General features: G+C 64.2%; 26 protein-coding genes and 1 tRNA gene. 18 read left to right on the forward strand and 9 right to left on the reverse strand.

Translation table 11 applies throughout. From position 1 onward, the window contains the following. Positions 1–27 precede the first annotated feature (27 nt). A complete protein-coding gene (locus BG60_RS10255) occupies positions 28–642 on the forward strand; it encodes a riboflavin synthase (RefSeq protein WP_034471324.1) in 615 nt (204 codons plus the stop codon). Positions 643–661: 19 nt separating this feature from the next. Here the strand turns inward: BG60_RS10255 and BG60_RS10260 are convergent, their stop codons facing one another. Both BG60_RS10260 and BG60_RS10265 read right to left on the reverse strand, forming a co-directional pair. Further along, on the reverse strand, positions 662–1,066 hold the full coding sequence (locus BG60_RS10260; protein WP_034471421.1) for a hypothetical protein: 405 nt from the start codon (positions 1,064–1,066) through the stop codon (positions 662–664). Then, positions 1,059–1,394 (reverse strand): type II toxin-antitoxin system Phd/YefM family antitoxin, encoded by a 336-nt coding sequence (locus BG60_RS10265; protein WP_409017137.1) that lies wholly within the window; start codon positions 1,392–1,394, stop codon positions 1,059–1,061. The genes BG60_RS10260 and BG60_RS10265 overlap by 8 nt, the downstream gene beginning before the upstream one ends. A 208-nt stretch (positions 1,395–1,602) precedes the next feature. Between BG60_RS10265 and ribBA the strand changes: the two genes are divergently transcribed. The 4 genes from ribBA to BG60_RS10285 are packed head-to-tail and all read left to right on the forward strand — an operon-like array spanning position 1,603 to position 4,939. Beyond that, positions 1,603–2,766: a bifunctional 3,4-dihydroxy-2-butanone-4-phosphate synthase/GTP cyclohydrolase II gene (gene ribBA, locus BG60_RS10270; RefSeq protein WP_033536677.1), complete on the forward strand. Its 1,164-nt coding sequence runs from the start codon at positions 1,603–1,605 to the stop codon at positions 2,764–2,766. A 35-nt stretch (positions 2,767–2,801) separates the two neighbouring features. Continuing rightward, positions 2,802–3,311, forward strand: coding sequence for a 6,7-dimethyl-8-ribityllumazine synthase (gene ribH, locus BG60_RS10275; RefSeq protein ID WP_008350863.1), 510 nt, complete (start codon positions 2,802–2,804; stop codon positions 3,309–3,311). Continuing rightward, positions 3,308–3,745 carry a transcription antitermination factor NusB gene (nusB, locus tag BG60_RS10280; RefSeq protein WP_008350865.1) on the forward strand — a complete coding sequence of 146 codons (438 nt, stop codon included), beginning with the start codon at positions 3,308–3,310 and terminating at the stop codon, positions 3,743–3,745. Before ribH ends, nusB begins: the two co-directional genes overlap by 4 nt. Continuing rightward, positions 3,746–4,939: a pyridoxal phosphate-dependent aminotransferase gene (locus BG60_RS10285; protein WP_034471327.1), complete on the forward strand. Its 1,194-nt coding sequence runs from the start codon at positions 3,746–3,748 to the stop codon at positions 4,937–4,939. It begins immediately after the preceding gene. A gap of 68 nt (positions 4,940–5,007) precedes the next feature. On the opposite strand, the gene BG60_RS10290 is transcribed toward BG60_RS10285, so the two are convergent. Next, on the reverse strand, positions 5,008–6,153 hold the full coding sequence (locus tag BG60_RS10290) for a lytic transglycosylase domain-containing protein (RefSeq protein ID WP_033536678.1): 1,146 nt from the start codon (positions 6,151–6,153) through the stop codon (positions 5,008–5,010). A gap of 587 nt (positions 6,154–6,740) precedes the next feature. Here BG60_RS10290 and BG60_RS10295 point away from each other — a divergent pair. Genes BG60_RS10295 through BG60_RS10305 form a run of 3 tightly spaced genes read left to right on the forward strand, consistent with a single transcriptional unit; the run spans position 6,741 to position 10,004 of the window. Further along, a complete protein-coding gene (locus BG60_RS10295) occupies positions 6,741–8,336 on the forward strand; it encodes a UbiD family decarboxylase (protein ID WP_034471328.1) in 1,596 nt (531 codons plus the stop codon). Then, positions 8,333–9,331 (forward strand): asparaginase, encoded by a 999-nt coding sequence (locus BG60_RS10300; protein ID WP_034471330.1) that lies wholly within the window; start codon positions 8,333–8,335, stop codon positions 9,329–9,331. The genes BG60_RS10295 and BG60_RS10300 overlap by 4 nt, the downstream gene beginning before the upstream one ends. A gap of 4 nt (positions 9,332–9,335) precedes the next feature. Then, on the forward strand, positions 9,336–10,004 hold the full coding sequence (locus tag BG60_RS10305) for a LysE family translocator (protein ID WP_034471332.1): 669 nt from the start codon (positions 9,336–9,338) through the stop codon (positions 10,002–10,004). 10 nt (positions 10,005–10,014) lie between these two features. Here the strand turns inward: BG60_RS10305 and BG60_RS10310 are convergent, their stop codons facing one another. From BG60_RS10310 to BG60_RS38970, 3 genes are all read right to left on the reverse strand, one after another. Next, positions 10,015–10,980: a threo-3-hydroxy-L-aspartate ammonia-lyase gene (locus tag BG60_RS10310; protein WP_034471334.1), complete on the reverse strand. Its 966-nt coding sequence runs from the start codon at positions 10,978–10,980 to the stop codon at positions 10,015–10,017. A 129-nt stretch (positions 10,981–11,109) separates the two neighbouring features. Beyond that, a complete protein-coding gene (locus BG60_RS10315) occupies positions 11,110–11,412 on the reverse strand; it encodes a hypothetical protein (RefSeq protein ID WP_034471336.1) in 303 nt (100 codons plus the stop codon). 341 nt (positions 11,413–11,753) lie between these two features. After that, positions 11,754–11,915 carry a hypothetical protein gene (locus tag BG60_RS38970; RefSeq protein WP_167354150.1) on the reverse strand — a complete coding sequence of 54 codons (162 nt, stop codon included), beginning with the start codon at positions 11,913–11,915 and terminating at the stop codon, positions 11,754–11,756. Positions 11,916–12,743: 828 nt separating this feature from the next. Between BG60_RS38970 and BG60_RS10320 the strand changes: the two genes are divergently transcribed. From BG60_RS10320 to trmB, 3 genes are all read left to right on the forward strand, one after another. After that, entirely contained in the window at positions 12,744–13,304 is a 561-nt protein-coding gene (locus BG60_RS10320) for a YggT family protein (protein ID WP_008350879.1), read from the forward strand. A gap of 54 nt (positions 13,305–13,358) precedes the next feature. Continuing rightward, positions 13,359–13,433: transfer RNA gene (locus BG60_RS10325), tRNA-Gly, on the forward strand. Between the two features lie 75 nt (positions 13,434–13,508). Then, the gene (gene trmB / locus BG60_RS10330; protein ID WP_034471338.1) at positions 13,509–14,249 is read left to right on the forward strand and encodes a tRNA (guanosine(46)-N7)-methyltransferase TrmB; all 741 of its coding nucleotides are present in this window, start codon (positions 13,509–13,511) and stop codon (positions 14,247–14,249) included. 69 nt (positions 14,250–14,318) lie between these two features. On the opposite strand, the gene BG60_RS10335 is transcribed toward trmB, so the two are convergent. The 3 genes from BG60_RS10335 to BG60_RS10345 form a co-directional block, all read right to left on the reverse strand. Then, positions 14,319–15,152, reverse strand: a complete 834-nt coding sequence (locus BG60_RS10335) for an undecaprenyl-diphosphate phosphatase (RefSeq protein ID WP_034471340.1) — start codon at positions 15,150–15,152, stop codon at positions 14,319–14,321. A 62-nt stretch (positions 15,153–15,214) separates the two neighbouring features. Further along, positions 15,215–15,808 carry a DUF1439 domain-containing protein gene (locus BG60_RS10340; protein ID WP_008350882.1) on the reverse strand — a complete coding sequence of 198 codons (594 nt, stop codon included), beginning with the start codon at positions 15,806–15,808 and terminating at the stop codon, positions 15,215–15,217. 72 nt (positions 15,809–15,880) lie between these two features. Next, positions 15,881–16,168, reverse strand: a complete 288-nt coding sequence (locus tag BG60_RS10345) for a YkgJ family cysteine cluster protein (RefSeq protein WP_033536695.1) — start codon at positions 16,166–16,168, stop codon at positions 15,881–15,883. A gap of 148 nt (positions 16,169–16,316) precedes the next feature. Here BG60_RS10345 and hemN point away from each other — a divergent pair, with 148 nt between their 5' ends. The 7 genes from hemN (at position 16,317) to guaD (ending at position 25,177) form a co-directional block, all read left to right on the forward strand. After that, positions 16,317–17,699: an oxygen-independent coproporphyrinogen III oxidase gene (hemN, locus tag BG60_RS10350; protein ID WP_034471342.1), complete on the forward strand. Its 1,383-nt coding sequence runs from the start codon at positions 16,317–16,319 to the stop codon at positions 17,697–17,699. Positions 17,700–17,845: 146 nt separating this feature from the next. Continuing rightward, on the forward strand, positions 17,846–19,225 hold the full coding sequence (locus tag BG60_RS10355) for an amidase (protein WP_008350885.1): 1,380 nt from the start codon (positions 17,846–17,848) through the stop codon (positions 19,223–19,225). 145 nt (positions 19,226–19,370) lie between these two features. Beyond that, the gene (locus BG60_RS10360; RefSeq protein WP_033536679.1) at positions 19,371–19,889 is read left to right on the forward strand and encodes a disulfide bond formation protein B; all 519 of its coding nucleotides are present in this window, start codon (positions 19,371–19,373) and stop codon (positions 19,887–19,889) included. Positions 19,890–20,354: 465 nt separating this feature from the next. Further along, positions 20,355–21,380 (forward strand): xanthine dehydrogenase accessory protein XdhC, encoded by a 1,026-nt coding sequence (gene xdhC / locus BG60_RS10365; protein WP_008350887.1) that lies wholly within the window; start codon positions 20,355–20,357, stop codon positions 21,378–21,380. 40 nt (positions 21,381–21,420) lie between these two features. Beyond that, positions 21,421–22,443 carry an adenosine deaminase gene (locus tag BG60_RS10370; RefSeq protein WP_008350888.1) on the forward strand — a complete coding sequence of 341 codons (1,023 nt, stop codon included), beginning with the start codon at positions 21,421–21,423 and terminating at the stop codon, positions 22,441–22,443. A 9-nt stretch (positions 22,444–22,452) separates the two neighbouring features. Next, the gene (locus BG60_RS10375) at positions 22,453–23,823 is read left to right on the forward strand and encodes an NCS2 family permease (protein ID WP_034471344.1); all 1,371 of its coding nucleotides are present in this window, start codon (positions 22,453–22,455) and stop codon (positions 23,821–23,823) included. 25 nt (positions 23,824–23,848) lie between these two features. Then, on the forward strand, positions 23,849–25,177 hold the full coding sequence (gene guaD, locus BG60_RS10380; protein ID WP_034471346.1) for a guanine deaminase: 1,329 nt from the start codon (positions 23,849–23,851) through the stop codon (positions 25,175–25,177). Positions 25,178–25,298 lie beyond the last annotated feature (121 nt).

Consider the following 25,298-nt stretch of genomic DNA (forward strand, 5'->3'; position numbering starts at 1 on the left):
CCAGCACCGAATCGAGGAATCCGACCGATGTTCACAGGAATTGTCGCGGCCGTGGGCCGAATCGAAAAAGTCACGCCGCTCGGTGCCGAGCCGGAAGCGGGCGTGCGTCTGACGGTCACCGCGGGCGATCTCGATCTCGCCGACGTCGAGCTCGGCGACAGCATCGCGATTCAGGGCGCGTGCATGACGGTTGTCGAGAAATCGGCCGGCAGGTTCGACGTCGAAGTGTCGCGCGAGAGTCTCAACAAGACCGTCGGACTCGGCGATGCGGGCGCCGGCGTGAATCTGGAAAAGGCGTTGCGCGCGCACGACCGGCTTGGCGGGCACCTCGTATCCGGTCACGTCGATGGGCTGGGCGTCGTGTCGAAGTTCGAGCCGGTGGGCGAATCGCACGAATTGCGCGTCGTGGCGCCGAAGGATATCGGCAAGTACCTGGCTTACAAGGGCTCGGTGACGGTGAACGGGGTGAGCCTCACGGTGAATTCCGTCAGCGACAGCGCCGACGGCTGCGAGTTTTCCATCAATCTGATTCCGCATACCGTCGAAGTGACGACGCTCAGGGCCCTTGCCAAAGGCGCGAAGGTCAATCTGGAGATCGATCTGATCGCGCGGTATGTGGAGCGGATGATGAGTGCGGGGTGAATGCTCGCGTTGTCCTGACCTAGCGCTCCGGACCCCACAGGTCCCTGAATTCGGAGGAAGTCTCTTTCATGTGCCGGAGCGACAAGAAAGTGATCGTGTCACCGGACAACAGATAGAGCAGCACGTAGTCATCGAACAGATGTTCGTGTAGCTCGCCTTGATGAGGCGCGCCCGACTTCGTGACGTCCACGATCTCCTCGATCGTCAGCAAAGCATCGACCGTATCCGGCTTCGAATTGAGAAGGCGTCGTCCAAGAGCCGGAAAGCGCCGAAGCACCGGCACGACCTTCTTTTCGATCGCCTCGACTAGCCGAAGGAAGATTTCAGGCCGGTCTACGCGGTTCCAGTAGCGCTCGATATCCGTGAGTCGGGCATTGAATTCGCTCGAGATTCGGATGGTCGTGCGCTTGCGTTCATCATTCACGGTCCGACTCTCCGTCATCGGTTTGCGGCGCTCCCAGACGCGCTTTCAGACGGATGAAGTACTCGTCGGCATCTTCCGTTTCGTTCTTGTCGAGGCTCTTCAGAGCGGTCAACGCGTCGTTCAGCAGCACCAGATGAATGCGGGACCTCTCCATGCGGTAGAACGCTTCGAGCTTTTCCGCGCTGATCAACGCGGCATAGCTTTCTCCGTTCTTCGTGATGATCTTTTCATTGCCGCCGCGAACCTCGTCGACGAGTTCAGAGAGATTTGCACGCGCCTGAGAGAGCGGAATGATGTCCCTTGCCCTATAAGCCATGTTCGGCCCCATTAAGTTTAATGTACACAACATTGTACAAAACCCATCCGCTTTAAAGTTACAGTGAGGACAGTTTCCCAAACGCTTGCCCGTCGCGCCATTCGTCCGAATGGCTTAGGAAACCTCCACCTCTCGAAGAGAGTCGATTTCCCCGACGCTCCACCAGCCGTGGCGTAAAATACGCGCTTTCCCCAAATCAGAGCCCGCTCGGGACGTCATCATGTCGCTCGCCTCCACTCCTGAGATCATCGCTGAACTGAAAGCCGGCCGGATGGTGATCCTCGTCGACGAAGAAGACCGCGAGAATGAAGGCGATCTCGTCGTCGCCGCCGAATTCGTCACGCCCGAAGCGATCAACTTCATGGCGAAGCACGGCCGCGGCCTCATTTGCCTCACGCTCACGCAGGAACGCTGCAAGCAGTTGAACCTGCCGCTCATGACGCATCGCAACGGCACGCAGTACGGCACGGCGTTCACGGTGAGCATCGAAGCCGCCGAGGGCGTGACGACCGGCATCTCGGCCGCCGACCGCGCGAAAACCATCGCCGCGGCCGTCGCGCACGATGCGCGCGCCGAGCACATCGTTCAGCCGGGCCACGTCTTCCCGATCATGGCGCAGCCGGGCGGCGTGCTCGTGCGTGCGGGCCATACGGAAGCCGGCTGCGACCTGACCGCGCTCGCGGGTCTCACGCCCGCCGCGGTGATCTGCGAGATCATCAAGGACGACGGCGAAATGGCGCGTCTGCCCGACCTCATCGAGTTCGGCCAGCAGCACGGCATCATGATCGGCACCATCGCCGATCTGATCCACTACCGCAGCCGCACCGAATCGATCATCGAGAAAGTCTGCGAGCGGACGATGCAGACCGCGCACGGTCCGTTCCGCGCGCTGCTGTATCGCGACGAGCCCACCGGTTCGCCGCACATCGCGCTCGTGCGCGGCACGCCGCGTCCGGATCGCGACACGCCGGTGCGCGTGCACGAACCGCTCTCCGTGCTGGATCTGCTCGAAATCGACTCGTCGACGCACTCTTGGACCATCGACGCCGCGATGAAGGAAATCGCCGCGCGCGATCTCGGCGCGATCGTCATGCTCAATTGCGGCGACACGAAGGAACATCTCGTCGACGTGTTCCGCGCGTTCGACCAGAAGGACAAGGCGGCGGAACTCAAGCGCCGCCCGATCGACTTCAAGACCTACGGCATCGGCGCGCAAATTCTGCGCGATATCGGCGTCGGCAAGATGGAAGTGCTCGCGAATCCGCGCAAGCTCGGCAGCATGTCGGGCTACGGCCTGGAAGTGACAGGCTTCGTGCCGATGCCCGGCTGCCCCGCCACCGCCGCGCCCGCCGATACGAGCATCACGCAGTTGCGCTCGGCCTGAACGCCAAACCCAATCTGAACCAACGGAAATCATTCATGGAAATCGGACAATACCAGCCGAACCTCGACGGTGACGGCCTGCGCATCGGCATCGTGCAGTCGCGCTTCAACGAACCGGTGTGCAACGGCCTCGCCGACGCCTGCATCGAGGAGCTGGAACGCCTCGGCGTGATCGGCCAGGACGTGCTGCTCGTCACGGTGCCCGGCGCGCTCGAAATTCCGCTCGCGCTGCAAAAGCTCGCGGAATCCGGCCAGTTCGACGCGCTGATCGCGCTCGGCGCCGTCGTGCGCGGCGAGACGTATCACTTCGAGCTCGTGTCGAACGAAAGCGGCTCGGGCATCTCGCGCATCGCGCTCGACTTCGGCATTCCGGTTGCGAACGCCGTGCTGACGACCGAGAACGACGAGCAAGCCGTCGCCCGCATGACCGAAAAGGGTCGCGACGCCGCGCGCGTGGCGGTCGAAATGGCGAATCTGTCCGTCGCGCTCGAGCAGCTCGGCGGCGACGATGAAGACGAAGACGAAGAAGACGAGGACCGCGCATGAAGAGCGCACGACGCCGTTCGCGCGAACTCGCGACGCAAGGGCTTTACCAGTGGTTGCTGTCGGGCGCGCCCGCCGGCGAAATCGACGCGCAGTTGCGCAATTCTCAAGGTTTCGACAAGGCCGACAAGGATCATCTCGATGCGATCCTGCACGGCGTGATCAAGGAATCCGACGCGCTGTCGGCCGAGTTGCAGCCGTGCCTCGATCGTCCGATCGAGCAGCTGTCGCCGGTCGAGCGCGCGGTGCTGCTGGTTGCCGCCTTCGAATTCAAGCATCACATCGACGTGCCGTATCGCGTCGTCATCAACGAAGCAGTCGAGTTGACGAAAACTTTCGGCGGCTCCGACGGCTACAAGTACGTCAATGGCGTGCTGGACAAGCTCGCCGTCGTGATGCGGCCCACCGAAGCGCAGGCGCGCGGCCGCGGAGCATAAATGAACCAGACAGCCGAACCGCTCGTGCGGCTGGCGTCGCGCGTCGACGCAATCGAGCCGTTCTACGTGATGGAGCTGATGAAAGAGGCGCAGGCGCTCGAGCGCGCGGGCCGCGACATCATCCACATGAGCATCGGCGAGCCGGATTTCACCGCGCCGGAGCCGGTCACGAACGCCGCCGCCGATGCCCTGAAGCGCGGCGTGACCCAGTACACCAACGCGCTCGGCATCCACGCGCTGCGCGAGGCGATTTCGCAGCATTATCGCGATACCTTCGGCCTGGCCGTCGACCCCGAGCGGATCGTCGTGACGGCGGGCGCGTCGGCGGCGCTGCTGCTGGCGTGCATGGCGCTCGTCGATAACGGCGACGAAGTCCTGATGCCCGATCCCTGCTATCCGTGCAACCGGCATTTCGTGTCGGCGGCGGATGGCAAGCCGGTGCTCATCGCGAGCGGCCCGGCCGAGCGCTTCCAGTTGACGGCCGAGCATGTCGAGGAGAACTGGAGCGAGAAGACGCGCGGCGTGCTGCTCGCGTCGCCGTCGAATCCGACGGGCACGTCGATCGAGCCGAACGAACTGCGGCGCATCGTCGACACGGTGCGCGCGCGCGGCGGCTTCACGATCGTCGACGAGATTTACCAGGGCCTGAGTTACGACGCGAAACCCGTGTCCGCGCTCTCCTTCGGCGACGACGTCGTCACCGTGAACAGCTTCTCGAAGTACTTCAACATGACCGGCTGGCGGCTCGGCTGGCTCGTCGTGCCGCACGCGATGGTCAGCGCGGTCGAAAAGCTGTCGCAGAATCTGTTCATCTGCGCGTCGGCGCTCGCGCAGCATGCGGCGCTCGCGTGCTTCGAGCCGGAGACGATCGCGATCTACGAAGCACGGCGACTGGAGTTCAAGCGGCGTCGCGATTACATCGTGCCGGCGCTGCGCTCGCTCGGTTTCGGCGTGCCGGTCGTGCCGGACGGCGCGTTCTACGTCTACGCCGACACGACGACGGTTCATCACCCCGCCGCCGGCGACAGCGATGCGCTCACGCATTCGATGCTCCACGACGCGGGCGTCGTGCTCGTGCCGGGCGCGGATTTCGGTTTCCACGCGCCGCAGCGCTACATCCGGCTGTCGTATGCGACGTCGCAGGCGAAGCTGGAAGAAGCGGTCCAGCGACTGGGCACGCTGTTCCGTCGATAATCGCGACGGCACACGCAACAAAAAGGGCACCCGCGGGTGCCCTTTCCTTTTTACGTCTGCCGAAAGCCTTACGCGCCCAGCTCCGCCGATGCGACGTGCTTCGTCTCCCCGTCGCCATCGTCCTGCGATTTCTTCGGCGATTCGATCGTCGCGTGAACGCGTTTGTCCGCGGACGTCGAGGCGAGAACCTGCTTCGGCGCGGCCTGGACCGGCGCCTGCGGCGCGTTGATCGGCACATTGCGGCCGCGCGCGACATCGCGCAGACGCGAGCGCTCGGCCAGCACCTTCGCGCCGTAACCGCCGTCGTCCTGCGTCGTCGAGCCGACGTAGTAGCGCAAGCCGCCCGCCACCGAGCCGCCGCGCGCGATGCAATCCTTCAGCACGAGCGCGCCGACCTTGATGTTCGCGAGCGGATCGAGCGCCGCGTGCGAGCCGCCGAAGTACTCGAATTTGTCGGAATGCACCTTCGACATGACCTGCATGAGGCCCTGCGCGCCGACGCCGCTTTCCGCATACGGATTGAAGCCCGATTCGATCGCCATCACCGAAAGCAGCAGCAGCGGATCGAGGCCGACTTCGCGACCCGTATCGAACGCGGCGCGCACGAGTTCCGTGACCGGCTCTTGCGCCACGCGATAGCGACGCGCGATGAAATTCGCGACGAGCTTCTGCTCACGCGCCGAGACGAGCACGCGGTCATCGCGCGCATCCGCGACGACGCGTTGCGCAGGAATCAGGTTCGCCAGCATGCCGACGGACGGCATCGTGCGCGGATCGAGCCCGTTGGGCGACACGGCCAGGCTGATGCCGCCGGTGAGCTGACGGGTGCTGGCGTCGTCGCTGGCCGCCGCGCCGAGCGACGGGGTCACGGCGGCCGGCGCCTTGGCAATTTCGGGCGCCGCCGTGTTAGCGGCCACGTTCACGGGCAGCGCGGCGTCGCCGGGCGCGCGATGCACCGCCGAGAACGGCGGCAGCGGCTGGCCGGCGAGCAAACGCGCCGGACCGGCCTGGACCGCGGCCGACACGAACGGCATGATCTTTGCGGCGAACGTCGTGCGCCAGGAAGGCGCCAGCCAGAGCGCGAGCGCACTGACAACGGCCGCGCAACCGACCACGGCGAAGAGATGGTGACTCAAACGGCGTCCGCGACGTAGCGCTACGCGCACAACCTGCGCGGCGCGGGAGTCGGAACCCCACCAAACCGAAGCATTCATCGATACTCCCAATGTTGCATGATTTGCGCAGATGAATACGAATGAAGCACGTACTCGAAAGACAAATCAGACACCGCTCACTCTCGGTAAGCGTCAGCGGCATCGGGGATACGGCAAGCGCCGTCTGAAAAGCCGATCCGGCAAAAATCCGCCGGGTTGCGCGGCACGAACTGCATGCCCTGAACGCGCACGTGGCTTTCCACGCGAAAAACCGGCGTGTGAAACGCCGGCAATGACAACCAACAGCCATGGATCGCCGGGCAGGAGCGGCGCAGGCGACGCATTGGCGTCTGACAGACCTGAGGCTAAGGTAAAAAGTTTCAAAACCTGCAATGGATGCCAAGCGATTCTAACAGGGTTTAATGATCCGTCAATGCTATAGACTTTGGTTTCAATTACTTACAGTTATATTGAACAGTGTTCAGCAGCCGAAAACCACGTCTCCCGGGCGATTCCAAGCGGTTTTCGCTGAATGTCGCCCAACGCACGGACGCCGACGCAGGTAAAATCGACAATCGCTTAGCGCGCAGCCGTCCCGCCCGGCGAGTTCTGCCTCCGGGCGCCTTCGAGTCCACTTCCGACCATCGATGAAATACAAAGATCTGCGCGACTTCACCGCCCGCCTTGAAGCGCTCGGTGAACTCCGCCGCATTCGGCAGCCCGTCTCTCCCGTTCTCGAAATCACCGAAGTCTCCGATCGCGTGTTGCGCGCCGGCGGACCGGCGCTGCTGTTCGAAGCACCCACCGGTCACACGATGCCCGTGCTCGCGAACCTGTTCGGCACGACGCGGCGCGTCGCGCTCGGCATGGGCATCGAGACGGACGCGCAAAGCGGTTCCGATGTGAGTCTCGGCAGCGACGTCGCCGCGCTGAGTTCGTTGCGCGATGTCGGCAGGCTGCTTTCCGCGCTCAAGGAGCCCGAGCCGCCGAAGGGCCTGAAGGATGCCGGCAAGCTGCTCTCGCTCGCGAAGGCCGTGTGGGACATGGCGCCGAAGTCGGTCAGCGCGCCGCCCTGTCAGGAAATCGTGTGGGAAGGCAACGACGTCGATCTCAATCGGCTGCCGATCCAGACATGCTGGCCCGGCGACGCCGGTCCGCTGCTCACCTGGGGCCTCACCGTCACGCGCGGGCCGAACAAGCCGCGTCAGAATCTCGGCATCTATCGGCAACAGCTGATCGGGCGCGACAAGCTCATCATGCGCTGGCTCGCGCATCGCGGCGGCGCGCTCGATTTCCGTGAGTTTGCGCTCGCGAATCCCGGCAAGCCGTATCCCGTGGCGGTCGTGCTCGGCGCCGATCCCGCGACGATTCTCGGCGCAGTGACGCCCGTGCCCGATTCGTTGTCCGAATATCAGTTCGCCGGTCTCCTGCGCGGATCGCGCACCGAACTCGCGAAATGCCTGACGCCGGGCGTCGATGCATTGCAGGTGCCGGCACGCGCGGAAATCGTGCTCGAAGGTTTCATCTATCCGCAGGACGGCGCGCCGCCGCCCGCGCCCGCAGGCGCGCCGCCGCGTCCGTCGGCGGGGGCGTCGGCGAAATACGAGCACGCGCTCGAAGGCCCGTACGGCGATCACACCGGCTATTACAACGAGCAGGAATGGTTTCCGGTCTTCACCGTCGAGAAGATCACGATGCGCCGCGACGCGCTGTTCCATTCCACCTACACAGGCAAACCGCCGGACGAGCCTGCCGTGCTCGGCGTCGCGCTGAACGAAGTCTTCGTGCCGCTGTTGCAGAAGCAGTTCACCGAGATCACCGATTTCTATCTGCCGCCCGAGGGCTGCAGCTATCGCATGGCGATCGTGCAGATGAAGAAGAGCTATCCCGGCCACGCGAAGCGCGTGATGTTCGGCGTCTGGAGCTTCCTGCGGCAATTCATGTATACGAAGTTCATCGTCGTCGTGGATGAAGACGTGAACGTGCGCGACTGGAAGGAAGTGATCTGGGCGATCACGACGCGGGTCGATCCGACGCGCGACACCGTGATGGTCGACAGCACGCCGATCGATTATCTCGATTTCGCGTCGCCGGTTGCGGGTCTCGGCTCGAAGATGGGACTCGACGCGACCAACAAGTGGCCCGGCGAAACGAATCGCGAATGGGGCCGCCCGATCGTCATGGACGAAGCCGTGAAGCGCCGCGTCGATACGCTCTGGACCGAACTCGGACTCGACAAATGACGATCGCGGCCACGCTCTATCGAGGCGATGTCATCGAGAACACGCACGCGGCGCATGTCGCGGTCGTCGATGCCGATGGCCGCCTCATCCATTCTTTCGGCGATCCGCGCCGCGTGACGCTGCCGCGCTCGGCCGCGAAGCCCGCGCAGGCGCTCGCCGTCATCGAAACGGGCGCGCTCGAACGCTTCGGCTTCACCGACGAGGACCTCGCGCTGATGTGCGGATCGCACAGCAGCGAGCCGCGTCATATCGAGCGCGCGCTCGCGATGCTCGCAAAGTCGAACGCGCGAGAAAGCGATCTGCGCTGCGGCGGCCATCCGCCGATTTCGGACGCCGTTTACAAGGACTGGATCCGGCGCGATTTCACGCCGACCGCCGTCTGCAGCAATTGCTCCGGCAAGCACGCCGGCATGCTCGCGGGCGCGCGCGCGATGAACGCGCCACTCGCCGATTACCACTTGCCCGGTCATCCGCTGCAGGCGCATGTGAAGCGCACGGTGGCGCGCGCCGTCGATCTCGCCGATGACGAAGTGCAATGGGCCATCGACGGCTGCAATCTGCCGACGCCCGCCTTCCCGCTCGAACGTCTCGCGCGGCTCTATATGAACATCGCCGCCGCGTCGGACGGCTCGCCGCTCGCACGCGTCCATCGCGCGATGACGTCGCATCCGGAACTCGTCGCGGGCGAAGGCCGCTTCTGCACGCTACTGATGCAGGCGTTCGGCGGCGCGCTCGTCGCCAAGACCGGCGCGGACGCGAGTTACGCGATCGGCGTGCGCCGCGAGACAGGTCCGATCGGCATCGCGGTGAAAGTCGAGGACGGCAATACGGCCGTGGTGAACGCGGTCGTCGTCCATCTGCTCGATGCGCTCGGCATCGGCACGCAAGCACAGCGCGATGCGCTCGCCGCCTTCCGTAATCCGCCCACACGCAACACGATGAACGTGCCGACCGGCCGTCTCGATGTCAGCTTCACGCTTCACAACCATCAATAACAACATGCATTCGTGGTCGTTGCTGTCGGACGGGTTCTTTCTGTCGCTGTCGTTGTGTCTGGATATCGGGATCGCCAACGTCGCGATCATTTCGCTCGCCCTGTCGCACGGATTCAAGCCGGGGATGGTGCTCGGCCTCGGCACGTGCTTCGGCGATCTGTTCTATGCGGCGCTCGCGCTCGCGGGCATGTCCGCGCTCTTGCAGTTCTCCGCCGTGCGCTGGGTCGTGTGGATCGGCGGCGCCGTCGTGCTGCTCTTTCTCACCTGGAAGATGGCGCGTGAAGCGCTCAACCCGGCGTCGGCGCCGCCCGTCGAAGGCGAAGCGGATCTCACCGTGCCGCGCCCGAAGCATTGGCGAAGCTTCGTGCGCGGATGCCTGCTCGCGGTGTCGTCGCCGAGCGCGATATTGTGGTTTGCGGCGGTCGGCGGCGCGCTCATCGCCAAGGCCGGCGCGACGAGTCCCGTCAGCGCGTCGGTGTTTCTGATCGGCTTCTTCTGCGGCGGACTCGGCTGGACGATCTTCATTTGCACGCTCGCGAGCCACGGCCGAAAGCGCGCCGGCACGCAGCTCCTGCGCGCGTGCCACGTGATGTCCGCCGTGCTGTTCGCGTACTTCGCGTACAGCGTGATCGTGAACGGCTACCGCGATCTGATCGTCAACGCAGCGTCGTGACGATCCGCCATCACGCGAGATACTGCGACAGCTTCGGCAAATCGACGTTGCCGCCCGACACGATCACGCCGACGCGCTTGCCTTCGACCGGCACGACCTTCTGCAGCACGGCGGCCGCCGCGAGGCAGCCGGTCGGCTCGACCACCATCTTCATGCGCTGCGCGAAGAAGCGCAGCGTGTCGATCAATTGCGCATCGCTCACGGTGACGATCCGGTCCACGTGACGCTGGATGATCGGAAAGTTGTATTCGCCGACGTGCGTCGAAGCGGCGCCATCGGCGATCGTGCGCGGCACGTCGATATGCACGATTTCGCCGCGAGCGAGCGATTGCTGCGCGTCGTTGCCCGCCTCCGGCTCGACGCCGATCACCTTGCAGTCCGGCGACAACGCCGCCGCCGCGAGCGCGCATCCGCCGATGAGCCCGCCGCCGCCCAGACACACGAACAGATAATCGAGCGGACCGGTTTCCTCGATCAGTTCCTTCGCCGCCGTGCCCTGCCCCGCGATCACATGCGGATGGTCGTAGGGCGGAATCAGCGTCATGCCGCGTTCCTCGGCGAGCTTGCGGCCGATTTCCTCGCGATTTTGCGTGTAGCGGTCGTAGGTGATCACTTCGCCGCCGTAGCCGCGCGTCGCCTCCATCTTCGCGGCGGGCGCGTCTTCCGGCATGACGATCGTCGCGCGGATGCCGGCGAGCTTTGCGGACAGCGCGATCGCCTGCGCATGATTCCCCGACGAGTACGTGATGACGCCCGCTGCGCGCTGGCGGTCGTTGAAATGAGAGAGCGCGTTGTAGGCGCCGCGGAACTTGAACGCGCCCATGCGCTGGAAGTTCTCGCACTTGAAGAAGAGCGACGCGCCCGCGATGGCGTCGGCGGTGCGGGAAGTCAGGACGGGCGTGCGATGGGCGAATCCTTCGATGCGCCGGGCGGCGTCGGCGACGTCATCGAAAGTCGGGGCGGGAAGAGTGGACATCGGCGTGAGAGCGTGAGGTGAGGAGGATCATCATTGTCCCAGTTCCGTCGCAAAAATCCAGAAATCGGCCCGTAAACGCAGAAGGCGATGCATGCATGCATCGCCTTCGGAATAAGCCGTTCGGGCCGATCAGCGGCGCCAGTAGCCCGGTCCGTGACGGTAGTAACCGTGATGCCGGTAATACGGACGGCCGTAGTAGCCATAGCCGCCGTAGCCGCCATAAACCACCGCGGGCGGCGGCGCATACATGACAGGCGGCGGCGCGACATAAACGGGCTGCGGCGGCGCGACATAGACAGGAGCCGGCGGCGCCGCATAGACCGGATAGGCCGGCACCCCGATACCCACGCCCACCGACACATGCGCCTGCGCTGCACCGACGAATCCCACGCCGAGCGCACCAGCGACCAACAAACCACCGAGCTTTTTCACTTTCGTTCTCCTCGCCGCTACGCATGATGGCCGGTCCAGGCGGCTCACGAGCGACGGTATGAGTCGAATTTATCGAAAAAGCAGATCGGTCGGCGGAGTCATTTGTTGCAAATTGCAAGATGCTTAACGCTGCCAGGAGACCGAAAGCCGGGCGATGGCCGCAAACAGGCTCCGATCGACCGTTCGGCGGACCTGCGCGCGGTGGCTCGACTCGATATACGCCATAAGTTAAAAAACGGCGTAACGTCTATTTACAAAAGAACGGAAAAGCCCCGACGGACAATGCGTCCGCCGGGGCTTCTCATGTAATGCGCGAGATTCTTAAAAGCTCGAAGCGTCGTTCAACCCACTTTGACATAAGCGAATTCACGCGTGACGTTCGGCGGCACATAAGCCGCGCCGATAACGACGCGAGGCGTCAGGCGCTTTTTCTGATCCCACCAGCGGCGCCGTTGGGCTTGGCTCAAAAATCGCAGATGCTTTCTATAAGAGAAAATGCTCACGGCAACCTCCGAACGTAGCGAATGAAACCTTGATGGGAGAGCCGGCCGCATCCCGCCGCGCCTGCGCTCCCGCTGAAATCGTCTTCTCTTTAGTATCGAGCGCCCTGTTCGTTCCTCAATGTACGCAAAGAAACCAAGCCTTCACGTCGATATGCGATTGATGTGTGTTAAACCACATTCAGCGAAAAGCATGCTTCTTGGCCGGAAAATTCGTCCTGTCTGATTTCTCGCCCACTCATTCGAAGGGAAACAATCCCGCCCAATGAAGCGCTCGGCCCTTTCGCTTTCCGTCTTTATATCCTGCCAGTTTTGCGTGAAATACGCTTTTCGCGATCGTCTCAAAATGGCAACACTAGGGTTTTCCGACACTGGCGTTTCATGCGGATGAGTCTCCTGCGATTAACTTTCGCGTACCTTTCACGCAATCGCCCGACCAATCGCGCGCGGCGCGTGCGACAACGTCCCCAAGCGGCTGCAAAGCCATGTTAAGGTGACGTCCGGCGCCCCATCAGGCAAGCCTGTTGGGCGGGGAGTTCGAATCGCCGAGAACAGAAAAACGCGAAGCTTCGTCTAACGGCGTGCGTGCGACGGGCGCGCAAACGCGCATGATGCGCCGCGCGCCGCGATGACTTCGACGAGATACTCAGTCCAGAGAACGAACAATGATCAAGGTCAGCATTCAAGATTCGCGCCGCGCGGACGGCCGCCATCCAGACATCACTCGCGGGCGGCTCTGCGCCCGCTAGCGCCTTTCGTCTCCCTTCACCTTTCGCTTAACCCGACCCGGCGCACGTCGCAACACTGCGCACGCATCCTAGAGGACCCGAGATGTTCGGCGATATCGCCCGTTTTCTGCTCAACACCCTTTTCACCCTGTTCGGCGCGGCGCTCCTGCTGCGCGCATGGATCCAGGTCGTGCGGATGCCGCCCTACAACCCCGTGTCGAACGCCGTGATGCAGGCGACCAACTGGCTCGTGCTGCCGCTGCGCAAGATTCTTCCCGGCGGGAAGATCGACTGGGCGAGCATCGTCGCGGCGTTCATCGCCTCGGCTGTCTACGTGACGCTGATGGTCGTGCTCGCGGGCGTCGATCCGACACTCATGGCGCCGACCCTTCTGCTCGTCGCGTTGCTGACCGTCGTCAAATGGGCGCTGAACCTGATTATCTGGGTGACGATCCTCATGGCGCTCCTGTCGTGGCTCAATCCGCAGTCGCCGGCGATGCCGCTGCTGTATCAGATCACCGCGCCGTTTCTCGATCCGCTGCGGCGCATCCTGCCGCGACTCGGTGGCATCGATCTTTCGCCGATTCTGCTCTTCGTGATCGTCCAGGTGCTGCTGATGGTCGTGACGCGCGTCGCCGTCTCGATGACGCTCTTCGGCATCTGAAACCCGCGCGCAATTGCGCCTCGGGACGCGTTGCGCTTACAATAGCCGGCTCATGCGGGCGTCGTATAATGGCTATTACCGTAGCTTCCCAAGCTACAGACGTGGGTTCGATTCCCATCGCCCGCTCCAGAATCCCAGCGAAAGCCGCCCCAAGTCACGTTTGGGCGGCTTTTTAGTTTCGCGCATCTGTTCCAGCATCGCCTCATGAGCCACGATCCCCAAGACGAAGCCGACGACAACGGCACGCACCCGTCCGACGTCAACGAAAACGCCACGCTGCGGCATCGGCGCATCCGCAGCTTCGTCACGCGCGCGGGGCGCGTATCGCCGGGCCAGCAGCGCGCGATCGACGATCTCGGCCCGCGCTACGTCGTGCCCTACACGCCGCAGCTCGCCGACTGGGACGCGCACTTCGGCCGCCACGCGCCGCGCGTGCTCGAGATCGGTTTCGGCATGGGCGCGACGACGGCGGAAATCGCGGCCGCGCGTCCGGGCGATGACTTCATCGGCGTCGAAGTGCACGAGCCGGGCGTCGGCGCGCTGCTGAAGCTGATCGGCGAGCAAAGGCTCGGCAATATCCGCATCCTCCAGCACGACGCCGTGGAAGTGCTCGAACACATGATCGCGCCCGACAGTCTCGACGGCGTGCACATCTACTTTCCGGATCCGTGGCACAAGGCGCGCCATCACAAGCGCCGCCTGATTCAGCCGAAGTTCGTCGCGCTGCTCGTGTCGCGCATGAAGCCGGGCGGCTATATCCATCTGGCGACCGACTGGCAGAACTATGCCGAGCAGATGCTCGAAGTGCTGTCGGCGGAACCGGCGCTCGAAAACACCGCCGACGGCTACGCGCCGCGCCCCGATTTCCGCCCGGTCACGAAGTTCGAGCGGCGCGGCCTGCGGCTCGGCCACGGCGTCTGGGATCTGATGTTCCGCCGCCGCTGAACGGCATCGCGCAGAAAGGAAAACGCCACGGCAAGCCGTGGCGTTTTCCTTTGCGTGGCGAGAGCGGGATCAGTCGGCCCAGCTCAATCCGCCGCTGTATCCGACGATCAGGATCAGCAAGCCGAAGCCGATGCGATACCACGCGAACGCCGTGAAATCGTGCGACGCGACGTAGCGCAGCAGCCAGCGCACGCAGACGAACGCGCTGACGAAAGCCGCGACGAGCCCGATGACGAACAGCCCGATATCGTTCACGGTCAGCGTGCGCCAGTACTTGGCCATTTCGTAGAGCGTCGCGCCGAAGATGATCGGAATGGCGAGGAAGAACGAGAACTCCGTCGCCACGCGCCGTTCGAGCCCGAACAACATGCCGCCGATGATCGTCGCACCCGAACGCGAGGTGCCCGGAATCAGCGCGAAACATTGCGCGAGGCCGACCTTGAAGGCATCCCCATAGGAAAGATCGTCGACGGAATGCACGCGCGTGATGACGCCCCGCTCGCGCTGGCGCGACTCCGCCCAGAGAATGACGATGCCGCCGACGATCAGCGCGACCGACACCGGCACCGGCGAGAACAGCACCGCCTTGATGTGCTTTTCGAGCAGGAGACCGAGCACGATGGCCGGAATCGTCGCGATGATGACGTTGAGCGTGAAGCGCCGCGCGTCGGAGCGTGCGGGCAGGCCGGCGACGACGGAGCCGATCTTCGCGCGGTATTCCCAGCAAATCGCGAGAATCGCGCCGAACTGGATGACGACGTCGAAGGTTTTCGATTGCGCGTCGGTGAAATTCAGCAAGCTGCCCGCCACGATCAGATGCCCCGTGCTCGAGACCGGCAGAAATTCGGTCAAGCCCTCCACGACGCCCAGGATGAGCGCCTTCACCATCAATATCCAGTCCATCCGTCAGCCCTTGTTCGCGGTGTAGCCGTAGGTTTTGATGCACATTGCGCAGCGATTTCGATTCACTTCTCGACAATCTGCACACGTATGCCGTTTGTAAGGACTGTGATTGTACCGGGTTCGTAAGACACCCCGGCGAACTGGAGCTCCTCGGGCTTGAAGGTGTGGATCGGATAGCGGTCGAGCAATTGCGCCGCGAGTTGCGCGCCGACCGACGCGATCTGCTGGTTATATTGCGCGGCATCGCCCGTGAACTGCGCATCGTCGACGGACGGCGACACGAGAATGACCGAACGGCTCGGCGCATCGTAGCCGAGCTGCGTCGAGAGCGTGAACGCGCCGATCACGGGATTCGGCATGAACGGCGTCGAAAGTCGCGCATCGACGCGCACGGTCACGCGATTTCGATCCGGCGCCATCCCGACGACGGGATTGCTCAGGACGACGTCGAAAATCTGCGAAGCCGTGCGTTGCAGCGGGAACTTGCGCGCGACGGCGGCTTGCACCTGCTGCGTCGAGAATGTGTAGTGATCCGGAATGAAGGGGAATATCGAGTTCGAGGCCGCGTGGGCCTTCGATGCGAGTGCGAGCGCGGGCAGCGCCATCAGCCCTGCCCGCACGAACCGGCGCCGCAGCGGCGCGACGGGTTCCGTCATGCTTGATCCTCCAGTGTTCTTCTTCGAATCTGCGCCGTCTTCGGCGCGGTCCGCGAATTGGACTGTCGATCGTCACGACAGTTGCGTCGGCTGCGTCGCTGTTTCGAGCCGCTCGATCCACGTCAGCGCATATTCGCGCGTCTCGCCGCACATCTCGTGCGAAGGCTGCAATCCGCCGCAGCACGCCGGCCTGCGCGGATCGCCGAAAATCCTGCAGCGCAGATCGTCGCCCAATTGAACGCAGCGTTCGCCCGCGCGCTTGCCATCCGGCATCCCCGGAATCGGACTCGAGATGGACGGCGCGATGCAACAGGCGCCGCAGCCCTCGCGGCAGGCATGGGGCGAAGAATCGATCGACATGGCGTGACTGAACAGCGCAAAGAGAACCGGCATTTTCTCATGCCTCTTCTTTGCGGTTCGTCAAATGCTGCCATTGGGCTGCGACCTTATCACGCAATGTTCGCGCGCATCGTCCGACTACACTCGGACGTTCCCCCCGAGGTCCGCCATGACTCCCGCCGCCCCGCTCTTTCGCCCCGACCTGCTCGCGCGCTACGACGCGCACGGTCCGCGCTACACGTCCTATCCGACCGCCGTCCAGTTCACCGATTCCTTCGACGCCGCGCACTATCGCGAAGCCGCGAGCCAGTCCAACGCGAACGCCGATCTCTCGCTCTACTTCCACATTCCGTTCTGCGACACCGTCTGCTTCTACTGCGGCTGCAACAAGGTCGCGACGAAGAATCGCGCGCACGCTCGCCCGTACCTCGATCGCATGAAGCGCGAGCTGGCGCTGCAAGCAGCGCTTTTCGATACGTCGCGCCCGGTGACGCAGCTTCACTGGGGCGGCGGCACGCCGACTTTCCTCTCGCACGACGAGATGGCCGAGCTGATGTCCGCGACGCGCGAGCACTTCAATCTCGTTTCCGACGAGCGCGCGGAATATTCGATCGAAGTCGATCCGCGCGAGGCGTCGGCGCAAACCATCGCGTTGCTGCGCGAACTCGGCTTCAACCGCCTGAGCCTCGGCGTGCAGGACTTCGACGAACGCGTGCAGCGCGCCGTCAATCGCATTCAGCCGCGCGAAATGACCGAAACCGTGCTCGACGCCGCGCGCGCGAACGGTTTCAAGTCGGTGAGCGTCGATCTGATCTATGGCCTGCCGCATCAGAGCGTCGAAAGCTTTTCGCGCACGCTCGACGCGATCGTCGATCTGAAACCGGATCGCGTCTCCGTGTTCGGCTACGCGCACATGCCGGCACTCTTCAAGATGCAGCGGCAGATCGACGAAAGCGCGCTGCCTTCACCGGCCGTGCGTCTCGCGATTCTCGAGCGCGTGATCGGGCGCATGAGCGACGCGGGCTACGTGTACATCGGCATGGATCATTTCGCACTGCCCGGCGACGAGCTCGCGCGCGCCTTCGAAGCCGGCACGCTCCAGCGCAACTTCCAGGGCTACAGCACGCATGCGGATTGCGATCTGATCGGCATCGGCGCGTCGTCGATCGGCAAGATCGGCGATGTCTATGCGCAGAACGCCCGCGAACTCGCCGACTATGCCGCGGCAATCGACGCGGGGCGGCTCGCCATCGCGCGCGGCGTGCGCCTGTCCGCCGACGATGCACTGCGCCGCGACGTCATCATGCGTCTCATGTGCGGCGGCGAGCTGCGCTTCGACGATGTCGCGAACGCGCACGGCATCGAATTCCCCGCCGTTTTCGCCGACGAACTCGCGCGCCTCGCGCCGATGGCCGGCGATGGCCTCATCGATCTCTCGCGCGACGCGATCCGCGTGCTGCCCGCTGGCCGCATGCTGGTGCGCAACGTCGCATCGGTATTCGACCGCTATCTGGGTCAATCGAGTCTGCGGCGCTTCTCGCGCACGATCTGAGCGGTGTTCGATCGGCGTCGGTGGCTTAGAATGACAGCCACCTTGGACGCCCCGGCTTTCGGCTGCGGCGTCCATCCACTCACTGCCGATGCGAAGCGCCGGGCATTGCCGGCTTCTCGCAGACGGCGACGCCACTGCCCGACGCCATGCCGACCACTTCGCCGCAGTTCGCCCCTCTCGCCCAACTCGCCGCCGATCTGAAAAGCGGCCGCACGACGAGCCGCGCGCTCGTCGAGACGGCGCTCGAACGGATCGCCGACCCGGCGGGCCAGGGCTCGACCGTTTTCCTGCATGTCGATGCCGATCACGCACGCGCCGCCGCCGATGCGCACGACGCGCTGCGCCGCGCCGGGACCGTGCTCTCGCCGCTCGCGGGCATTCCTGTGTCGATCAAAGATCTCTTCGATGTCGAAGGCCAGGTGACGCGCGCCGGCTCGAAGGCGCTCGCCGACAACGCGCCCGCCAGCGCCGACGCCGTGACCGTCGCGCGCCTGCGCCGTGCGGGCGCGGTGATCGTCGGGCGCACCAACATGAGCGAGTTCGCGTTCTCGGGCCTCGGGCTCAATCCGCATTACGGCACGCCGCGCTCGCCGTGGCGCGCGAACGTGCCGGGCGACGCGCGCATCGCGGGCGGCTCGTCGTCGGGCGCGGCGGCATCGGTCGCCGATGGCATGGCAGCCGTCGCGCTCGGCACCGACACCGGCGGCTCCATCCGCATTCCGGCCGCGCTGTGCGGCCTCACCGGCTTCAAGCCGACCGCGAGCCGCATCCCGAAGCAAGGCGGCGTGCCGCTGTCTAAAACGCTCGATTCGTTCGGTCCGATCGGCGTGTCGGTCGCATGCTGCGCGCTCGTCGACCGGATTCTCGCGGGGCGCGATCCCGGTGTGCCCGCGACGCGCCCGCTCGAAGGCGTGCGCCTCGGCGTGCTGACGAACTACGTCACCGATGGCGTCGAGGCGAGCGTCGCCAGCGCCGTCGCCGCGGCCGTCAATCATCTCGCGGCGGCCGGCGCGCTCGTGGAAGACGTGCGCTTTGCGCCGCTCGATCGTCTGCCGGAGATCAATCGCTATCCGCTCGTCGCGATCGAAGCGTATGCATGGCATCGCAAGCTGATGGCCGAGCGCGGCGCCGATTACGATCCGCGCGTGCTGGCGCGCCTGCAACGCGCCGAAGCGGCGAGCGCGGCGGATTACATCGACTTGTGCGAGGCGCGCGCCGCGATGATCGAAGCCGCGCGCACGACGCTCTGGCAACGTTTCGACGCGATTCTCTGCCCGACGGTGCCGGTGCTGCCGCCGCGCATCGCCGATCTCGAATCGGATGACGACGCCTTCACGCGCACCAACGCGCTGATCCTGCGCAATCCGACCGCGTTCAATTTTCTCGATGCCTGCGCGCTCTCGCTCCCCTGCCATCCGCGCGGCGAGGCGCCCGTCGGCCTGATGCTCGCGGGCGCGCCGAACTCCGACGACACGTTGCTGTCGATCGGACGGGCGGTCGAAGCGGTGCTGGAAACGACGCGCTGAACGGGCCGGGAAACTCGGCCAATCGTCGCGGCTGATTTTGCGCACCGGGCGTTCGCGCTAGAATTCCCCGCGATCCCCGCGCAACTCAGGTGCTTCCTTCTCGAATCGTTGCGAAATAATGAACAACTCTTTACATCACTTCACGATGCATCAGGACGACCGGGTGATGCGCCGCGAGCGCCGCCTGCTCGTGCTGCTCGGTTTGGTCAGTCTCGGTCTCGTCGGCGGTGCGCTGTATCTGCAGTTCTTCCATAACGAAGATCCCTGCCCGCTTTGCATCATCCAGCGCTATTTCTTCGTGCTGATCGCGATCTTCGCGTTTCTCGGCGCGGCATTCCGCAACTGGCGCGGCATCGCGCTTTTAGAGACGCTGGTCGCGATTTCGGCGCTCGGCGGTCTCATCACCGCGATTCGCCACGTCTATGTGCAGTCGCATCCCGGCTTCAGTTGCGGCTTCGACGCGCTGCAACCGATCGTCGACGGCCTGCCGCCCGCAAGCTGGCTGCCGCAAGTGTTCAAGGTCGCCGGTCTGTGCGAAACGCCGTATCCGCCGATCCTCGGACTCTCGCTGCCGCAGTGGTCGCTGATCGCGTTCGCGCTGATCTTCGTGCTCGTCGCGGCCAGCCTGCGATTCAAGCGCAAACTGCGCTCGACCGTCCGGTAATGTGTTCCGGGCGGCCGTCCGCGCCGCCCGTCCTTCCCCGCTTCATCGCGCTTTGCGCGCTTTCTCTTTCCCGCATCAGCGCATCCGCATAATCTTGATACGTCTGCCGCAATGTTTTTGAGATATTGCGGTGTTAAGGTCGTGTCTGGATGGCGATCTACGTGCGCGCAGTCCGCTTCGCTCAAAGGCAACCGGTTTTTTTCACGGTAACGCATGAAACGAACGGAAACCGCGTAACGCGCGCCCGGTCCGCAATGTCTTCCTGAATCATGACAACGCAAACCATCCGCTTCCCTTCGGCTCTGCGCCCTATTCCTATGCGCTCGCACGCGTTTGCGTGTGCGCGCTTTTCCCGCTTTTCTCTCGCTGGCCGATGGGATGTCCATCGCCCGGTAAACTAGCGTCTGCGACGACGCAAATCCGCGCAAACCCCGCACAAACCCGATCACTTCCGGAGCTCACTCGATGCAAGTTTGGCTGAACGACCTGCAACACCTGCTCGCGCACGGCGACGCCGTCGTGCTCGTGACGGTCGCGCGTGTCGAAGGCTCCGCGCCGCGCGAGCCGGGCACGAAGATGATCGTCACCCGCGAGGACGCGCGTTACACGATCGGCGGCGGCCATCTGGAATGGAAGGCCATCGAAACCGCACGGCAAGTGCTGAAGGACGGCATGCGCAGCCCGCGCATGCGCAGACTCGAGCGTTTCGCGCTCGGCCCGAGCCTCGGCCAGTGCTGCGGCGGCGCCGTCGTGCTCGCATTCGAGCGGCTCGACGTCGCGGATCTGAACTGGGTGACGACGCTCGGCAAGCGCACCGCGCAAGGTTTATCGACCGTGCGCAGCGTTTCCTTCGCGCCGGATCCCGAGCTTCGCGATGCGGTGATGCTCTCCGATCCCGAACCGGGCGCGACCGACGCCGACTGCCTGCTGTGGGACGGCGCCGGTTTCGACGAGCGCGGCGCGCTTTTGACCGAGACCATCGCACCGAACGACTTTCAGGTCGTGCTGTTCGGCGCGGGCCATGTCGGGGCAGCGCTCGTGCGCGTGCTCGCGACGCTGCCGTGTCACGTGACCTGGGTGGACGAGCGCGATGCGGCATTTCCCGCACCGCAGTTCGTGCCCGATAACGTGACGATCGAGCCGACCGACGCGCCCGACGAAGCTGTCGATAATGCGCCGCCCAACGCGTACTTCATCGTGATGACGCACAACCACACGGTGGATCTCGCGCTGGCCGAATGCATCCTGCGGCGCGGCGACTTTGCGTTCTTCGGCATGATCGGCTCGTTCACGAAGAAGAAGCAGTTCGAGCATCGGCTCGCGGCGCGCGGCATCGACCCGGCGCGCATCGCGCGGATGGTGTGTCCGATCGGCATCGACGGCATCGTCGACAAAGCGCCCGAAGTGATCGCCGTTGCAGCGGCAGCCCAACTGCTGCAGGCGGTCGAAGCCAACGCTTCGAGCCATGCGTCGTCGCAACAGACCGCCTGACCCACAGGCGAACTTGTAGCCCCAAAACTCAAAAGCCCAAATGAATCCCACACTCGCCGACAAGATTGCGCACGCGCCGAAAGCCGAGTTGCATATCCATATCGAAGGGTCGCTAGAGCCGGAACTGATCTTCGCGCTCGCGAAGCGCAATAACGTGAAGCTCGCGTACGACTCGATCGATGCGCTTCGCGCGGCTTACGCGTTCACCGACTTGCAGTCGTTTCTCGACATCTACTATGCGGGCGCGAGCGTGCTGCTCACGGAGCAGGATTTCTACGACATGACGATGGCCTACGTCGAACGCGCACTCGCGGATCACGTCGTGCATGCGGAAATCTTCTTCGATCCGCAAACGCACACGGAACGCGGCGTGCCGATCGAAACGGTCGTCGCGGGCATCGACGCCGCGCTCGCGGAAGGCGAAAAGCGCGGCTTGTCGAGCAAGCTGATTCTCTGCTTCCTGCGCCATCTGTCCGAAGACGACGCGCTCGCCACCTTCGACAGCGCGTTGCCGCTGTTCGACAAGTACGCGCATCGGCTGATCGGCGTCGGGCTGGATTCGTCGGAACGCGGCCATCCGCCGTCGAAATTCGAGCGCGTGTTCGCGAAAGCGCGCGAACGCGGTCTGAAGCTCGTCGCGCATGCGGGCGAAGAAGGACCGCCGTCGTATGTCTACGAAGCGCTCGATCTGCTGAAAGTGGATCGCGTCGATCACGGCGTGCGCAGCATCGAGGACGCGGCGCTCGTCGCGCGTCTCGCCGATGCGCGCATCGCATTGACGGTGTGCCCGCTCTCGAACATCAAGCTCTGCGTATTCGACGACATGACGAAGCACACGCTGAAGGATCTGCTCGATCAGGGCGTCGCGGTGATGATCAATTCCGACGATCCGGCGTACTTCGGCGGCTACGTCAACGCGAATTACTTCGCGATCGTCGATGCGTTGAAGCTCACCGATCACGAGGTCTACACGCTGCTGAAAAACAGCCTCGAAGCCTCGTTCGTCACCGAAGAAGAACGCGACGCGATGGTCGCGCGCCTGGATCAGCACTGGAAGCAGTAAGCAAGCACGATGGAAACAACCGCAACAACACAACAAGACAGCACCGCGCTCGAACGATTCTTCGGCATTCGCGCGGCCGGCTCGCGCACGAAGACGGAAATCGTCGCGGGCATCACGACGTTCCTCACGGCGATGTACATCATCGTCGTCAATCCGGGCATTTTGTCGGCGGCGGGCGTGCCGTTTCCGGCGGCGCTCACCGCCACGGTCATCGTCAGCTTTCTCGGCAGCTGCGCAATGGGCCTGTATGCGCGCAATCCGGTGCTCGTCGCGCCCGGCATGGGCATGAACGCGCTTTTTGCGTTCGTCATGGTTCACGGCGGCAAGATGCCGTGGCAGACCGCGCTCGGCTGCGTGTTCTGGTCCGGCGTGATCTTCGCGATTCTCGCGGCGTTCAACGCGCGCAAGCTCGTCGTCGATGCGATCCCCGCGAATCTGCGGCACGCGGTCTCGTGCGGCATCGGACTCTTCATCAGCCTGATCGGGCTCGTGAACGCGAAGTTCGTCGTCGGCGATCCGGTGACGATCGTGCATTCGGCGTCGCTCAATCCGGTGGTCGTCACGTTTCTGATCGGCCTCGCCGTCACGACGATTCTCGTCGCGCGCAAGGTCACGGGCGCGCTGATGCTCGGCATCGTGTTCACGACGATCATCGCGATTCCGATCGGCCGCTTCTACGGCGACGGCACCGCCTACTGGCCCGCCGCCATCGCCACGAAAACGCTCGTCAACTGGAACGGCCTCTTCGCCGCGCCGGACTTTTCGGCGCTCGGGCAGCTCGATCTGATGGGCTCGCTGAAGGTCATCTACTGGCCGTTCATCTTCGTGATGCTGTTCACGTCGTTCTTCGACGCGCTGTCCACGTTCATGGCGATTTCGGAAGCCGGCAAGCTCTACGACAAGGACGGCAATCCGCGCAACATCCGCCAATCGATGATGGTCGACTCCTTCTCCGCGCTCATTTCCGCGCCGCTCGGCACGAGCCCGGCGAACGCGTACATCGAATCGGCGGCGGGCATTTCGGCGGGCGGACGCACGGGTCTCGTCGCGGTCGTCGCCGGCTTGTGCTTCCTGCCGTTCCTGTTCCTTTCGCCGCTCCTGTCGCTCGTGCCGGCGATCGCGACCGCGCCCGCGCTCGTGCTCGTCGGCGTGTTCATGATGGAAGCGATCACGAAGATCGAATGGCATCGCTTCGACGAAGCCATTCCCGCGTTCCTCGCGATGATCCTGATCCCGCTGACGTACTCGATCACCGATGGCGTCGCGTACGGCTTTCTCGCGTTCGTCGTGCTGAAGTCGGCGACCGGGCGCGCGCGTGAGATCAGGCCGGCGATGTGGATCATCGCGGCTTTCTCGTTAGTCCTGCTTTCGCAGCTTTGAAAATCAGTTACGGAGACGTTGCACCATGACTCAGACCGCCTACCGCGCCCAATTGCTGACCTTTCGCGAGGACCCCGCGCATGCCGCCGACGGCGCGGTGTACGAGGCCGATGGCCTCCTCGTCGTCGATGACGGCAAAGTGGTCGCGGCAGGCGCGTATGCGTCGCTGCGCGACACGCTCGCCGCCGACGCGACCGTCCACACGATGCGCGACAAGCTGATCGTGCCGGGTTTCATCGACTCGCACATCCACTATCCGCAGACGGACATGATCGCGTCGCCCGCGCCGGGCCTTTTGCCGTGGCTCAACACGTACACGTTTCCGACCGAGCGCGGCTTCGAGAATCCCGCCGTGGCGCGCGAGACGGCGAGCTTCTTCATCGACGAGCTGCTCGCGTGCGGCACGACGACCGCGCTCGTCTACTGCACGGTTCACAAGCAATCCGCCGATGCGTTCTTCACTGAAAGCGAAGCGCGCGGCACGCGCATGATCGCGGGCAAGGTGCTGATGGACCGCAACTGCCCCGAGTTTCTGCGCGACACGGCGCAATCCGGCTACGACGACAGCGCCGAACTCATCGCGCGCTGGCACGGGCGCGGCCGTCAGCAGTACGCGCTGACGCCGCGTTTCGCGCCGACATCGACGGAAGCCCAACTCGAAGCATGCGGCGTGCTCGCGCAAAAGCACAACGACGTGTTCATCCAGACGCACGTCGCGGAAAACACCGACGAGATCAAATGGGTCGAGAGCCTGTTTCCGGGACATCGCAGCTATCTCGACATTTACGATCACTACGGCTTGCTGCGTCGCCGCGCGGTGTACGGCCACTGCATCCATCTCGACGACAAGGACCGCGCGCGCATGGCGGAAACGGGCTCGGTTGCATCGCACTGCCCGACTTCGAACCTCTTCCTCGGCAGCGGCTTGTTTGATTTCGAGAAAGCTGGCGAGTCAAACATGCCGGTCGCGCTCGCGACGGATGTCGGCGGCGGCACGTCCTTCTCCATGCTTCAGACGATGGGCGCCGCGCACAAGATCGCGCGTCTCACCGGCCATCATCTGACCGCGACGCGCATGTTCTGGCTCGCGACGACAGGCGCCGCGCAAGTGCTCGAACTCGACGACAGGATCGGCACGCTCGCGCCCGGCAGCGAGGCGGATTTCGTCGTGCTCGATCCGAACTCGACGCCGCTGCTCGCGCGCCGGACGTCGCGCACCGAATCACTGGAAGAACTGCTGTTCGCGTTCGCGCTGCTCGGCGACGATCGCGCGGTCTTCGAGACCTACGCGGCCGGCAAGCGCGTGCACGCGCGCGACACGCGCAACACGGCGAAGCTGGAACTGGCGGCCTGACGCGTTCAGGAATCCGCGCAACCGACGCCCTTCCTTCGAAGGGCGTTTTTGTATGTAGCGTCACGCAAACCGCGACGATCCACTCGACGGAATGAGCACTTTTGTTGCAATCTCGTTAAAG

This window comes from Caballeronia zhejiangensis, assembly GCF_000698575.1.
Taxonomy (GTDB): Bacteria; Pseudomonadota; Gammaproteobacteria; order Burkholderiales; family Burkholderiaceae; genus Caballeronia; species Caballeronia zhejiangensis.

What these genes read in the sequence shown, in the direction of transcription:
- BG60_RS10360 (WP_033536679.1), top strand. Translation starts at nt 19,371, where the DNA reads ATGCATCAGGACGACCGGGTGATGCGCCGCGAGCGCCGCCTGCTCGTG.
- ribH (WP_008350863.1), top strand. Translation starts at nt 2,802, where the DNA reads ATGGAAATCGGACAATACCAGCCGAACCTCGACGGTGACGGCCTGCGC.
- BG60_RS10370 (WP_008350888.1), top strand. Translation starts at nt 21,421, where the DNA reads ATGAATCCCACACTCGCCGACAAGATTGCGCACGCGCCGAAAGCCGAG.
- trmB (WP_034471338.1), top strand. Translation starts at nt 13,509, where the DNA reads ATGAGCCACGATCCCCAAGACGAAGCCGACGACAACGGCACGCACCCG.
- BG60_RS10355 (WP_008350885.1), top strand. Translation starts at nt 17,846, where the DNA reads ATGCCGACCACTTCGCCGCAGTTCGCCCCTCTCGCCCAACTCGCCGCC.
- BG60_RS10265 (WP_409017137.1), bottom strand. Translation starts at nt 1,394, where the DNA reads ATGGGGCCGAACATGGCTTATAGGGCAAGGGACATCATTCCGCTCTCT.
- BG60_RS10255 (WP_034471324.1), top strand. Translation starts at nt 28, where the DNA reads ATGTTCACAGGAATTGTCGCGGCCGTGGGCCGAATCGAAAAAGTCACG.
- BG60_RS10305 (WP_034471332.1), top strand. Translation starts at nt 9,336, where the DNA reads ATGCATTCGTGGTCGTTGCTGTCGGACGGGTTCTTTCTGTCGCTGTCG.
- nusB (WP_008350865.1), top strand. Translation starts at nt 3,308, where the DNA reads ATGAAGAGCGCACGACGCCGTTCGCGCGAACTCGCGACGCAAGGGCTT.
- BG60_RS10335 (WP_034471340.1), bottom strand. Translation starts at nt 15,152, where the DNA reads ATGGACTGGATATTGATGGTGAAGGCGCTCATCCTGGGCGTCGTGGAG.
- BG60_RS10320 (WP_008350879.1), top strand. Translation starts at nt 12,744, where the DNA reads ATGTTCGGCGATATCGCCCGTTTTCTGCTCAACACCCTTTTCACCCTG.
- xdhC (WP_008350887.1), top strand. Translation starts at nt 20,355, where the DNA reads ATGCAAGTTTGGCTGAACGACCTGCAACACCTGCTCGCGCACGGCGAC.
- BG60_RS10340 (WP_008350882.1), bottom strand. Translation starts at nt 15,808, where the DNA reads ATGACGGAACCCGTCGCGCCGCTGCGGCGCCGGTTCGTGCGGGCAGGG.
- BG60_RS10345 (WP_033536695.1), bottom strand. Translation starts at nt 16,168, where the DNA reads ATGTCGATCGATTCTTCGCCCCATGCCTGCCGCGAGGGCTGCGGCGCC.
- BG60_RS10295 (WP_034471328.1), top strand. Translation starts at nt 6,741, where the DNA reads ATGAAATACAAAGATCTGCGCGACTTCACCGCCCGCCTTGAAGCGCTC.
- hemN (WP_034471342.1), top strand. Translation starts at nt 16,317, where the DNA reads ATGACTCCCGCCGCCCCGCTCTTTCGCCCCGACCTGCTCGCGCGCTAC.
- BG60_RS10375 (WP_034471344.1), top strand. Translation starts at nt 22,453, where the DNA reads ATGGAAACAACCGCAACAACACAACAAGACAGCACCGCGCTCGAACGA.
- BG60_RS10300 (WP_034471330.1), top strand. Translation starts at nt 8,333, where the DNA reads ATGACGATCGCGGCCACGCTCTATCGAGGCGATGTCATCGAGAACACG.
- BG60_RS10290 (WP_033536678.1), bottom strand. Translation starts at nt 6,153, where the DNA reads ATGAATGCTTCGGTTTGGTGGGGTTCCGACTCCCGCGCCGCGCAGGTT.
- guaD (WP_034471346.1), top strand. Translation starts at nt 23,849, where the DNA reads ATGACTCAGACCGCCTACCGCGCCCAATTGCTGACCTTTCGCGAGGAC.
- BG60_RS10285 (WP_034471327.1), top strand. Translation starts at nt 3,746, where the DNA reads ATGAACCAGACAGCCGAACCGCTCGTGCGGCTGGCGTCGCGCGTCGAC.
- ribBA (WP_033536677.1), top strand. Translation starts at nt 1,603, where the DNA reads ATGTCGCTCGCCTCCACTCCTGAGATCATCGCTGAACTGAAAGCCGGC.
- BG60_RS10310 (WP_034471334.1), bottom strand. Translation starts at nt 10,980, where the DNA reads ATGTCCACTCTTCCCGCCCCGACTTTCGATGACGTCGCCGACGCCGCC.